Here is a 12,008-nt window from a genome sequence, read left to right as displayed (position 1 = left end):
GGGCGCACACCGGGCAGGCGCGGCCGCCCGGCGGGCCGAGGCGGGCGCGCCTCGCGCGGCAACGGCCGGTCCCCGGCGGCCGGCTCCGCGCCGGCCTCCCCGCAGGCGCCCGTCGAGGGCTCCGCTCCAACGCCCGCACCCGCGCGTGAAAGTGGCTCCATGCAGTACGTTCGGGGCATGTCCCAGCCCGCCAGGTCCTCACGTACACCCGCCACGCCCGACGCTCCGGAGAGTGCCGCGGGCGGCCGCGCCGCCGCCCAGCGGCTCAGGATGCGCCGGGAGCTGGCGGCCGCCGCGATGGAACTCTTCGCGACGAAGGGGTACGAGGCGACCACCGTCGACGAGATCGCGGCCGCGGCCGGGGTCGCCCGTCGTACCTTCTTCCGCCACTTCCGTTCCAAGGAGGAGGCGATCTTCCCGGACCACGACGACACCCTGGTGCGGGCGGAGGCGGTGCTCAACGCCGCGCCCGCGCACGAGCATCCGCTCGACACGGTGTGCCGGGGCATCAAGGAAGTCATGAAGATGTACGCGGCGCAGCCGGAGATCTCGGTGGCCCGGTACCGGCTGACGCGCGAGGTGCCCACGCTGCGTGAGGCCGAGATCGCCTCCGTGGCGCGCTACGAGCGGCTGTTCACCCGCTATCTCCTCGGCCACTTCGACGAGCACGCGCACGCCGACGACGCCAACGACGACCCGCTGCTCGCCGAGGTCGCCGCGTCCGCGGTGGTCACCGCCCACAACCATGTGCTCCGGCGCTGGCTGCGGGCCGACGGCCAGGGCGACGTGGAGGCGCAGCTCGACCACGCCTTCGCGATCGTCCGCAAGACGTTCGGCACGGGCATCGGCGCCGGGCGGAGCGCGTCGTCCGGTACGGCCACGGGAGCGGCCACCGCGCCGGCCGCGGTCTCGGCGCGGGGCGAGGTCCTGGTGACGGTCGCGCGCACCGACGCCCCGCTGGACGAGGTGATGCGGACCATCGAGGAGGCACTGAAGGCCCGCTGAGCCCGCCTCTCCCTTCGCGACGACGGCCACCCCTCGGGGTGGCCGTTTCGCGTGCCCGGATTGCTGCTCCAGGGCCGTTTCCGCCGGTTTTCGGACCCCCGTTCGATCGATCATCGCTCATTTGTTAAGTGAAGATTTCATTTGAGTCCGATTTTTGGCACTCAGTGCCTTGCCGACTGACACGCGGTGTCATACGTTGAGAGTGTCCGGGCGGCCGGCGCGCAGAGTCCCTTCGTGCGTCGGCTGTCCCCTCAAGCCCCACTCGGCTTGTGCGCCCGGACGCCTGCGTCACAGGCACCCTCCCGCGCCACCCAGCGCTGCCGAAGCACCCCGCCGGAACCCCGGCCCACCCCTCGCACCCTCAGCAGCACTCCCGCACCACCGACGAACCGCCAGTGCCCTTCCCTCAGGGCACTCACCGCCGGAGGCACTACCGTGACCGTGAAGGACATCCTGGCCGCGATCCAGTCGCAGGACGCCACGTCCGAGGACTTCGCCGCCCTTCCGCTCCCCGACTCGTACCGCGCGATCACCGTGCACAAGGACGAGACCGAGATGTTCGCGGGCCTCGAGACCCGCGACAAGGACCCCCGCAAGTCGATCCACCTGGACGACGTCCCGGTGCCGGAACTCGGCCCGGGCGAGGCGCTGGTGGCCGTGATGGCCTCCTCCGTCAACTACAACTCCGTGTGGACCTCGATCTTCGAGCCGCTGTCCACGTTCGGGTTCCTGGAGCGCTACGGCCGCACCAACGAGCTGGCCAAGCGGCACGACCTGCCGTACCACATCATCGGCTCCGACCTCGCGGGCGTCGTCCTGCGCACCGGTCCCGGCGTCAACGCCTGGAAGCCCGGTGACGAGGTCGTCGCGCACTGTCTGTCCGTCGAGATGGAGTCCTCCGACGGCCACAACGACACGATGCTCGACCCCGAGCAGCGCATCTGGGGCTTCGAGACCAACTTCGGCGGCCTGGCGGAGATCGCGCTCGTCAAGTCCAACCAGCTCATGCCGAAGCCGGACCACCTGAGCTGGGAGGAGGCCGCCGCCCCCGGCCTGGTCAACTCCACCGCCTACCGCCAGCTCGTCTCCCGCAACGGCGCCGCGATGAAGCAGGGCGACAACGTGCTGATCTGGGGCGCGAGCGGCGGACTCGGCTCGTACGCCACCCAGTTCGCCCTCGCCGGCGGCGCCAACCCGATCTGTGTCGTCTCCAGCGACCAGAAGGCGGACATCTGCCGCTCGATGGGCGCCGAGGCGATCATCGACCGCAACGCCGAGGGCTACAGGTTCTGGAAGGACGAGCGGACCCAGGACCCCAAGGAGTGGAAGCGCTTCGGCAAGCGCATCCGCGAGCTGACCGGCGGCGAGGACATCGACATCGTCTTCGAGCACCCCGGCCGCGAGACCTTCGGCGCGTCCGTCTTCGTCACCCGCAAGGGCGGCACCATCACCACCTGCGCCTCGACCTCGGGCTACATGCACGAGTACGACAACCGCTACCTGTGGATGTCGCTCAAGCGCATCATCGGCTCCCACTTCGCCAACTACCGCGAGGCGTGGGAGGCCAACCGCCTGATCGCCAAGGGCAAGATCCACCCCACGCTGTCCAAGGTGTACTCCCTGGAGGACACCGGCCAGGCCGCCCACGACGTGCACCGCAACGCGCACCAGGGCAAGGTCGGCGTGCTGTGCCTGGCCCCCGAGGAAGGGCTCGGCGTGCGCGACGAGGAGCTGCGCGCGAAGCACATCGACGCGATCAACCGCTTCCGGAACGTCTGACGGCAACGGAGGCCACAGATGACACAGCGTCAGAAGGACCGGCCGTGGCTCATGCGCACGTACGCCGGCCACTCCACGGCGGAGGCGTCGAACGAGCTGTACCGGCGCAACCTCGCCAAGGGCCAGACCGGTCTGTCGGTCGCCTTCGACCTGCCCACCCAGACCGGCTACGACGCCGACCACATCCTCGCCCGCGGCGAGGTCGGCCGGGTCGGCGTGCCCGTCTCGCATCTGGGTGACATGCGCAGGCTGTTCCAGGACATCCCGCTGGAGCAGATGAACACCTCGATGACGATCAACGCCACCGCCATGTGGCTGCTGGCGCTCTACCAGGTCGTCGCCGAGGAGCAGGGCGCGGACATCACCCGGCTCCAGGGCACGACCCAGAACGACATCGTCAAGGAGTACCTCTCGCGCGGGACGCACGTCTTCCCGCCCGGGCCCTCGCTCCGGCTGACGACCGACATGATCGCGTACACGGTGTCCCACCTCCCCAAGTGGAACCCGATCAACATCTGCAGCTACCACCTCCAGGAGGCCGGCGCCACGCCGGTGCAGGAGATCGCGTACGCCATGTCCACCGCGATCGCCGTCCTGGACGCCGTGCGCGACTCCGGCCAGGTGCCCCAGGAGCGCATGGGCGACGTGGTCGCGCGCATCTCCTTCTTCGTGAACGCGGGCGTCCGCTTCGTCGAGGAGATGTGCAAGATGCGCGCGTTCGGCCGCATCTGGGACCAGGTCACCCGCGAGCGGTACGGCATCGAGAACCCCAAGCAGCGCCGGTTCCGCTACGGCGTCCAGGTCAACTCGCTCGGCCTGACCGAGGCGCAGCCGGAGAACAACGTCCAGCGGATCGTCCTGGAGATGCTGGCGGTGACGTTGTCGAAGGACGCCCGCGCGCGTGCCGTCCAGTTGCCCGCCTGGAACGAGGCGCTCGGCCTGCCCCGGCCCTGGGACCAGCAGTGGTCGCTGCGCATCCAGCAGGTCCTGGCGCACGAGAGCGACCTGCTGGAGTACGAGGACATCTTCGCCGGCTCGCACGTCATCGAGGCGAAGGTGGCCGCGCTGGTCGACGAGTCCTTCGCGGAGATGGCCCGGATCGAGGAGATGGGCGGCGCGATGGCCGCCGTCGAGTCCGGGTATCTCAAGGCGCAGCTGGTCGCCTCGCACGCCGAGCGGCGGGCGCGGATCGAGTCCGGCGACGAGAAGATCGTCGGCGTCAACATCTTCGAGACGACCGAGCCGAACCCGCTCACCGCCGACCTGGACACCGCGATCCAGACGGTCGACCCGGCCGTCGAGAACCGGGTGATCGCCGCGCTGCGGCACTGGCGTGACACCCGCTATCAGCCGCCCTTCAACCACCCGCGCCCCTGCAAGGCGCTGGAGCGGCTGAAGGAGGCCGCCAAGGGCACCGAGAACCTGATGGAGGCCACGCTCGAGTGCGCCCGCGCCGGGGTCACGACCGGCGAGTGGGCGGGGGCACTGCGCGAGGTGTTCGGGGAGTACCGGGCCCCCACCGGTGTCTCCTCGGCTCCCGTCGCCGTCGCCGCCGAGGCAGGTTCCCCGATGGCGGGGGTCCGCGCCCGGGTGGACGCCACCGCGCGCGAGCTGGGCGTGGGCAAGCTGCGCTTCCTGGTCGGCAAGCCGGGTCTGGACGGCCACTCCAACGGCGCCGAGCAGATAGCCGTGCGCGCCCGTGACGCCGGGTTCGAGGTGGTCTACCAGGGCATCCGGCTGACCCCGGAACAGATCGTGGACGCCGCCCTCGCGGAGGACGTGCACGCGGTCGGCCTGTCCATCCTGTCCGGCTCGCATGCCCAGCTCGTCCCGGACGTGCTGGAGCGGCTGCGCGAGGCCGGCGCGCACGACATCCCGGTGATCGCGGGCGGCATCATCCCGAACGCCGACGCCGAATTGCTGAAGTCCGTGGGTGTGGCGGCCGTGTTCACCCCGAAGGACTTCGACATCACGGGAATCATCGGCCGTATCGTCGACGAGATCCGCACAGCGAACAAGCTCGACCCCCTGGAGGTCCCCGCATGACTGTCAACCGTCTGCGTCCGCGCCGCTCCTGTCTGGCGGTGCCGGGGAGCAACCCGCGCTTCCTGGAGAAGGCGCAGGGGCTGCCCGCCGACCAGGTCTTCCTGGACCTGGAGGACGCGTGCGCGCCGCTCGCCAAGCCCGACGCGCGGCACACCATCGTCAAGTTCCTCAACGAGGGCGACTGGACGGGCAAGACACGGGTCGTGCGGGTCAACGACTGGACGACCGAGTGGACGTACCGGGACGTCGTGACCGTGGTCGAGGGCGCGGGCCCGAACCTCGACTGCATCATGCTGCCCAAGGTGCAGAACGCCGAACAGGTGGTCGCCCTCGACCTGCTGCTCACCCAGATCGAGAAGACCATGGGCTTCGAGGTCGGCCGGATCGGCATCGAGGCGCAGATCGAGAACGCCCAGGGCCTCAACAACGTCAACGAGATCGCGCAGGCCAGCCCCCGCCTGGAGACGATCATCTTCGGCCCCGCCGACTTCATGGCGTCGATCAACATGAAGTCGCTGGTCGTGGGCGAGCAGCCGCCCGGCTACCCGGCGGACGCCTACCACTACATCCTCATGAAGATCCTCATGGCCGCCCGCGCCAACGACCTCCAGGCGATCGACGGCCCCTACCTCCAGATCCGCAACGTCGACGGCTTCCGGGCGGTCGCCGAGCGCGCCGCGGCCCTCGGCTTCGACGGCAAGTGGGTGCTGCACCCGGGTCAGGTGGACGCCGCCAACGAGGTCTTCTCGCCCTCGCAGGAGGACTACGACCACGCCGAGCTGATCCTCGACGCGTACGAGTACTGCACCTCCGAGGCGGGCGGCAAGAAGGGCTCGGCGATGCTCGGCGACGAGATGATCGACGAGGCCAGCCGGAAGATGGCCCTGGTCATCGCGGGCAAGGGCCGCGCGGCCGGAATGCGGCGGACCAGCAAGTTCGAGATTCCGGAGGCGTGAGATGCAGTTCGGGCGCACCTACGAGGAGTTCGAGGTCGGGGCCGTCTACAAGCACTGGCCGGGAAAGACGGTCACCGAGTACGACGACCACCTCTTCTGCCTCCTCACCATGAACCACCACCCGCTCCACATGGACGCCAACTACGCCGGGAGCACGACCGACTTCGGCAAGAACGTGGTGGTGGGCAACTACATCTACTCCCTGCTGCTGGGCATGTCGGTACCGGACGTGTCGGGCAAGGCGATCGCCAACCTGGAGATCGAGTCGCTGAGGCACGTGGCGCCGACCTTCCACGGGGACACGATCTACGGCGAGACCACCGTGCTGGACAAGTGGCCGTCGAAGTCGAAGAACGACCGCGGGATCGTGCACGTGGAGACCAAGGGCTACAAGCAGGACGGCACCCTGGTGTGCGTCTTCCGCCGCAAGGTCATGGTGCCGACCGAGACGTACATCAAGGAGCGCGGCGGCGAACAGCCGGGCCGTCCGGAACTCAAGGACCAGGAGAAGTAGGCATGGCCCGACTCGCCCAGACCGCAGGTCTGACGGACATCCAGCAGGAGATCCTCTCCACCGTCCGCGACTTCGTGGACAAGGAGATCATCCCGGTCGCGACCGAGCTGGAGCACCGCGACGAGTATCCGCAAGCGATCGTCGACGGCCTGAAGGAACTCGGCCTGTTCGGCCTGATGATCCCCGAGGAGTACGGCGGCCTGGGCGAGTCCCTCCTCACCTACGCGCTGTGCGTGGAGGAGATCGCCCGGGGCTGGATGTCGGTCTCCGGGATCATCAACACGCACTTCATCGTGGCGTACATGCTCAAGCAGCACGGCACGGAGGAGCAGAAGGACTACTACCTGCCGAAGATGGCCCTCGGCGACATCCGGGGCGCCTTCTCGATGTCGGAGCCGGCGCTGGGCTCGGACGTGTCGGCCATCACGTCGAAGGCGGTGAAGGACGGCGACGAGTACGTCCTGAACGGCCAGAAGATGTGGCTGACGAACGGCGGCACGTCGTCGCTCGTGGCCGTCCTCGTCCGCAGTGACGAAGGCCACCCCGAGGGGACCGCGCCCCACAAGTCGATGACGACCTTCCTGGTGGAGAAGGAGCCCGGCTTCGGCGAGGTCCGGCCGGGGCTCACGATCCCCGGCAAGATCGACAAGATGGGCTACAAGGGCGTCGACACCACCGAGCTGATCATGGACGGTCTGCGCATTCCGGCCGACCGCGTGCTCGGCGGCGTCACCGGGCGTGGTTTTTACCAAATGATGGACGGCGTGGAGGTCGGCCGCGTCAACGTGGCGGCACGCGGCTGCGGTGTCGCCCAGCGCGCCTTCGAACTGGGCGTCCAGTACGCGCAGCAGCGCCACACCTTCGGCAAGCCGATCGCCCAGCACCAGGCCATCCAGTTCAAGCTGGCCGAGATGGCCACCAAGGTCGAGGCCGCCCATGCGATGATGGTGAACGCCGCACGCAAAAAGGACTCCGGGGAGCGAAACGACCTGGAGGCCGGGATGGCGAAGTACCTCGCGTCGGAGTACTGCAAGGAAGTGGTGGAGGACGCCTTCCGCATCCACGGCGGCTACGGCTTCTCCAAGGAGTACGAGATCGAGCGCCTGTACCGCGAAGCGCCCATGCTGCTCATCGGTGAAGGCACCGCCGAGATCCAGAAAATGATCATCGGTCGCAGACTGCTCGAAGAGTACCGGTTCCAGGGCTGATTGTCCGGGGACGGGGTGTTTTCTTCGTAGGGAAGATCACACCCCGTCGACGGTCTTCAGCCGTCGACTCGGCTTCCTGGCTTGCCCAGTTGCGGCCCGCTCCCGGTACGATCCCGGAAAGCCGCCGTCCCCCGTCAAGCGCGGCATCATCCGCTACGAAGGTCATCCATGCCCCACAGCCAAACCTCTGCACCTCGCGACAGCCGGGCCGGCGTACGCCTCGCGCGCGGAGCATCGCCGTGGCTCCTCCCGACCGTCGCCACCGCAGCCCTCAGCCTGGCCCGCGCCCGCCGCTCGGGCGCCGCCAAGGCCGTCGCCGTTCCCGCCACCGCGCTCGCGGCGGGGATGCTGTGGTTCTTCCGCGACCCCGAGCGCGAGATCGCCACGGGCCGGGTCATCTCCCCCGCCGACGGTGTGGTGCAGAGCATCATGCCGTGGAAGGACGGCCGCACCCGCGTCGCGATCTTCATGAGCCCGCTGAACGTCCACGTCAACCGGGCGCCTCTGGCGGGCACCGTGACGTCGGTCGAGCACATCCCCGGCGGCTTTGTTCCGGCTTTCAACAAGGAGAGCGAGAACAACGAGCGCGTAGTCTGGCATTTCGACACCGAACTCGGCGACATCGAGATGATCCAGATCGCGGGAGCGGTGGCTCGCCGTATCGTGCCGTACCTCCCCGAGGGGACGAAGGTCGAGCAGGGCGAGCGCATCGGTCTGATCCGCTTCGGCTCGCGTGTCGACCTCTACCTGCCCGAGGGCGTGGAGGTCGCGGTCGAGGTCGGGCAGAAGACCGTGGCAGGGGTGACTCGCATTGACCGTGATTGATCCGGAGACACAGGCGGGCTGGGTGCCCGAGGCCGACGCGGCCGACGACGAAGAGGAGATGCCTCTCTCTCTGCGCCTGTCGATAGCGGACACGCTCACGCTCGGCAACGCGACCTGCGGGTTCATGGCGGTGTACTTCACCACCACGGGCATCCTCATCCCGCACCTCACCGGCAGCCAGGAATCCGGCATGGCCCGCCACAGCGCGGCCACGGCGGTCATCCTGATGCTCTGCGCGGCGGTCTTCGACCTCTTCGACGGCCTGGTGGCGCGCAAGCTGCGCTCCTCGCCGATGGGCGCGGAGCTGGACAACCTCTCCGACCTCATCAGCTTCGGTCTGGCGCCGGCGTACTTCGTCCTGGTCTACGGCATGGTGGCGGACGACGCGCACCAGCGCGTGGCCGCCCTGGGCGCGATCGTCGTCCTGCTCGCGGTCGTCCTACGCCTCGCACGCTTCTCCTGCGTGACGATGAAGGACGGCATGTTCCAGGGGATGCCGTCGCCGTTCGGCGCCCTGACCGTCGTCTCGATCGTGCTCCTGGAGCTGCCCTTCGTGGCGACGCTCCTGGCCATCGTGGGCACCGCCTGGCTGATGGTGAGCCGGGTCGAGTACCCGAAGCCGCGCGGCCGCCTGGCCGGGGCCGTGCTCGGCTGGATCGTCCTCTCGATGGGCCTCCTGGCCGCCTGGGCCTTCGACGCCCCGGGCGGACAGCTCCTCCTCCAGACGGGCTGCGCGCTCCAGCTGGTGATGGGCGCGGTGATCCCCCTGTTCGCCACGGCTCGCCGGGTGAACAACTTCCGCGACAACCGCCGCGAGGCCCGAGCGGCCCAGCTCCCGTAGCTCCGCCGGTCCAGCAGCGTCCACCGAGGGCCCCGACCTCTGCCAGGTCGGGGCCCTCGGTGTTGCGAGCCGGGCGGGACCGCGACGCCCGGCGGGGCCGGGCGCGGCAGTCCGCCGGCCGGAAGACGGCGAAGGCTTCCGGCGGAGGCTCACTCGGGCCGGACGGACCGGACGCTCACCCGACGGCCTCAAGCGGGCGCCCCGCGCCCCGGGGGGCGCGCCCGGGCCTCGCGGCAGGTCCGGCGGTCGGCTCAGAGCAGGTGGTCCTCGGCCAGATGGGTGGCCAGGCGTTCCAGGAGGGGTCCCGCTTGGGCGCGGCAGCGGGATTCGTCCGGTTCGAGGGAGGTCAGGGGGTAGGCGTGGGTGATGCCCGCGGCGTGGAGGGCGGTCGGGGTCAGGGTCAGGCGGCCGCAGACCGCGACCACCGGTTTGCCTGCCGCTCGGGCTGCCGCGGCGACTCCGGCCGGGGCCTTGCCGTGGAGGGTCTGTTCGTCGAGGGAGCCCTCGCCGGTGACGACCAGGTCGGCGCGGTCCAGCGCCGCCGCGAAGCCGAGGGCGTCCAGGACGACCTCGATGCCGGGCCGGAAGCGGGCGCCGAGCAGGAGGGCGGCGTAGCCGAGGCCACCGGCGGCGCCCGCACCGGGGGACGTCACGAGGTCGGCCGCGCGCGGGACGGTGGCGGAGAGGACGCTCACGTAGTGGGCGAGGGCGGCGTCGAGGAGGGTCACGTCCGCCGGGGAGGCGCCCTTCTGCGGGCCGTACACGGCGGCGGCGCCCCGCGGTCCGGTCAGCGGGTTGTCGACGTCCCCGGCGAGCACCAGGTCCACGGAGGCCAGGCGCGGGTCTAGGCCGGACAGGTCGGCGCGGGCGAGGTCCGCGAGGGCGCCCCCGCCGGGGGCCACCGGCTTGCCGTCGCCGTCCAGGAGCCGCGCGCCGAGTGCCGTCAGCATCCCCGCGCCGCCGTCCGTCGTGGCGCTGCCGCCGACGCCGAACACGATGTTCCGCGCGCCCGCGTCCAGCGCGGCCCGCAACAGCTCCCCGGAGCCGTACGTGGACGTCGTCAGCGGCGCCCGTACGTCCTCCGGCAGCCGCCGCAGCCCGCTGGCCTCGGCCATCTCGACGACGGCGGTGTCGCCGCGCACGGCGAAGGCGGCCGTCACCGGCTCCCCCAGCGGCCCGGCGACCCGCACCTCGCGCCGCTCGAACCCGGCCGCGAGCGCCGCGTCCACGGTGCCGTCCCCGCCGTCGGCCACCGGCAGCGCCTCCACCACGACGTCCGGCACCACCCGCCGCAGCCCGGCCGCGACCCGTCCGGCCACCTCGGCGGCCGTCAGCGACCCCTTGAACTTGTCGGCGGCGACCAGCACCCGCCGCCCCGTCCCCACACCGTCCACCACCACATGCCCCTCACTGTCCGGCCCTACGCCCGCCGCTGCGACCCTAAGGGCCCTCCCTCGCGCGCCGCGAGCCCCGCCGTGCCCCCTGTGCCCGCCGCCCCGCGCCTGGTTACGCTGCCAGGATGACCACGTCGAACGACTTCGCCACGTACATCGCGGGTCTCCCCCGGGTCCTCGCGGCCGCCGCGGTTCTCTTCAGGGACGACGAGGGGCGGGTGCTGCTCGTCGAGCCGAACTACCGGCCGGGGTGGGGGCTGCCGGGTGGGACGATCGAGTCGGATCACGGGGAGACGCCCCGGCAGGGGGCGCGGCGTGAGACGTTGGAGGAGATCGGTCTCGACCGGGAGCCGGGGCGGCTGCTCACCGTGGACTGGGTGCCGGGGCCGGACCGGCCACCGCTGGTGGCGTATCTGTACGACGGCGGCGTGCTGAGCGAGGCCGAGCTGAAGTCGATCCGTCTCCAGGAGGAGGAGCTGCTCTCCTGGCGCCTGGTCCCCCGCTCCGACCTCCCGGACTATCTCCCCTCGCCCCTGTCCGACCGCATTCTGACCGCCCTGGACGTCCTGGCGGAGGGCAACGGACCGGCGGAGCTGGAGAACGGCCACCGGGTGGCCTGAGGGGCCGGGGAGCGGCGATATCCGCTCGCCGCGCCGCCCCCGGCCGCCCTACCCTCGGTTCCATGGCCAAGCCCCTCGTAGCCGTCCTCAGCGGCGCAGGCATCTCCACCGACTCCGGCATCCCGGACTACCGGGGCCCCAACGGGCTGTGGCGGCGGGACCCGGAGGCCGAGAAGCTCGTGACGTACGGGTACTACATGGCCGACCCGGAGATCCGGCGCCGCTCGTGGCAGATGCGGCGCAAGAACCGCACGCTCAAGGCGGAGCCGAACGCCGCGCACCGGGCGGTGGCCGAGCTTGAGCGCTCCGGTGTGCCGGTGCGGGTGCTCACGCAGAACGTGGACGGCCTGCACCAGCGGGCCGGTATGCCGGACCGCAAGGTGCTCGAACTCCACGGCAGCGCACGGGAGTTCGTGTGCACCAAGTGTCATGCGCGCGGCCCGATGGAAGACGCCCTCGCGCGGGTGGAGGCCGGTGAGGACGATCCGCCGTGCCTGGAGTGCGGCGGAATCCTGAAGTCCGCGACGGTGATGTTCGGGCAGCGGCTCGACCCCGTCGTCCTGGGCGAGGCCCTGTCCATCAGCAAGGCGTGCACGGTGTTCATCGCCGTGGGCAGCACGCTCCAGGTGCAGCCCGCCGCCGGTCTCGCCGGCATCGCCGCCGACAACGGCGCCCGCCTGATCATCGTCAACGCCGAGCCCACGCCGTACGACGACCTGGCCGACGAGGTCGTCCGCGAACCGATCGGCACCGCGCTGCCCGAACTCCTGAGCTCGTTGCGTACACAGCGCGATGCCTAGACCTGCCTGCAGGCGAAGTG

11 protein-coding genes are annotated in these 12,008 nt (G+C 70.5%); 10 read left to right on the top strand and 1 reads right to left on the bottom strand.

Translation table 11 applies throughout. From position 1 onward, the window contains the following. The first annotated feature begins 159 nt into the window (after nt 1–159). From ACWEEU_RS05625 to pssA, 8 genes are all read left to right on the top strand, one after another. Nucleotides 160–1,005, top strand: coding sequence for a TetR family transcriptional regulator (locus ACWEEU_RS05625; RefSeq protein ID WP_451728808.1), 846 nt, complete (start codon nt 160–162; stop codon nt 1,003–1,005). 441 nt (nt 1,006–1,446) lie between these two features. Then, complete coding sequence (gene ccrA, locus ACWEEU_RS05620; RefSeq protein WP_385750872.1) at nt 1,447–2,784, top strand: crotonyl-CoA carboxylase/reductase; 1,338 nt, start codon at nt 1,447–1,449, stop codon at nt 2,782–2,784. 18 nt (nt 2,785–2,802) lie between these two features. Further along, nucleotides 2,803–4,830: a protein meaA gene (locus tag ACWEEU_RS05615; protein ID WP_385750858.1), complete on the top strand. Its 2,028-nt coding sequence runs from the start codon at nt 2,803–2,805 to the stop codon at nt 4,828–4,830. Continuing rightward, complete coding sequence (locus ACWEEU_RS05610) at nt 4,827–5,786, top strand: HpcH/HpaI aldolase/citrate lyase family protein (RefSeq protein ID WP_385750860.1); 960 nt, start codon at nt 4,827–4,829, stop codon at nt 5,784–5,786. The genes ACWEEU_RS05615 and ACWEEU_RS05610 overlap by 4 nt, the downstream gene beginning before the upstream one ends. Before the next feature lies 1 nt (nt 5,787). Continuing rightward, nucleotides 5,788–6,300, top strand: a complete 513-nt coding sequence (locus ACWEEU_RS05605; RefSeq protein ID WP_385750863.1) for a MaoC family dehydratase — start codon at nt 5,788–5,790, stop codon at nt 6,298–6,300. Nucleotides 6,301–6,302: 2 nt separating this feature from the next. Next, entirely contained in the window at nt 6,303–7,508 is a 1,206-nt protein-coding gene (locus tag ACWEEU_RS05600) for an acyl-CoA dehydrogenase family protein (RefSeq protein WP_385750866.1), read from the top strand. 168 nt (nt 7,509–7,676) lie between these two features. Then, on the top strand, nt 7,677–8,333 hold the full coding sequence (locus ACWEEU_RS05595; RefSeq protein ID WP_385750869.1) for a phosphatidylserine decarboxylase: 657 nt from the start codon (nt 7,677–7,679) through the stop codon (nt 8,331–8,333). Between the two features lie 22 nt (nt 8,334–8,355). Beyond that, a complete protein-coding gene (gene pssA / locus ACWEEU_RS05590; protein ID WP_161178913.1) occupies nt 8,356–9,174 on the top strand; it encodes a CDP-diacylglycerol--serine O-phosphatidyltransferase in 819 nt (272 codons plus the stop codon). Between the two features lie 251 nt (nt 9,175–9,425). Here pssA and ACWEEU_RS05585 read toward each other — a convergent pair whose 3' ends face one another. Beyond that, nucleotides 9,426–10,559 (bottom strand): glycerate kinase, encoded by a 1,134-nt coding sequence (locus tag ACWEEU_RS05585; RefSeq protein WP_451729066.1) that lies wholly within the window; start codon nt 10,557–10,559, stop codon nt 9,426–9,428. A 134-nt stretch (nt 10,560–10,693) separates the two neighbouring features. On the opposite strand from ACWEEU_RS05585, the gene ACWEEU_RS05580 reads away from it, so the two are divergent. Together ACWEEU_RS05580 and ACWEEU_RS05575 are read left to right on the top strand one after the other, a co-directional pair. Further along, nucleotides 10,694–11,188: an NUDIX domain-containing protein gene (locus ACWEEU_RS05580; protein WP_385750789.1), complete on the top strand. Its 495-nt coding sequence runs from the start codon at nt 10,694–10,696 to the stop codon at nt 11,186–11,188. Between the two features lie 62 nt (nt 11,189–11,250). Then, a complete protein-coding gene (locus ACWEEU_RS05575; protein ID WP_385750786.1) occupies nt 11,251–11,988 on the top strand; it encodes an SIR2 family NAD-dependent protein deacylase in 738 nt (245 codons plus the stop codon). Nucleotides 11,989–12,008: the final 20 nt, after the last annotated feature.

The sequence above is a fragment of the Streptomyces sp. NPDC005004 genome (assembly GCF_053600675.1).
This window is presented reverse-complemented; position numbering and strand designations above follow the sequence as displayed.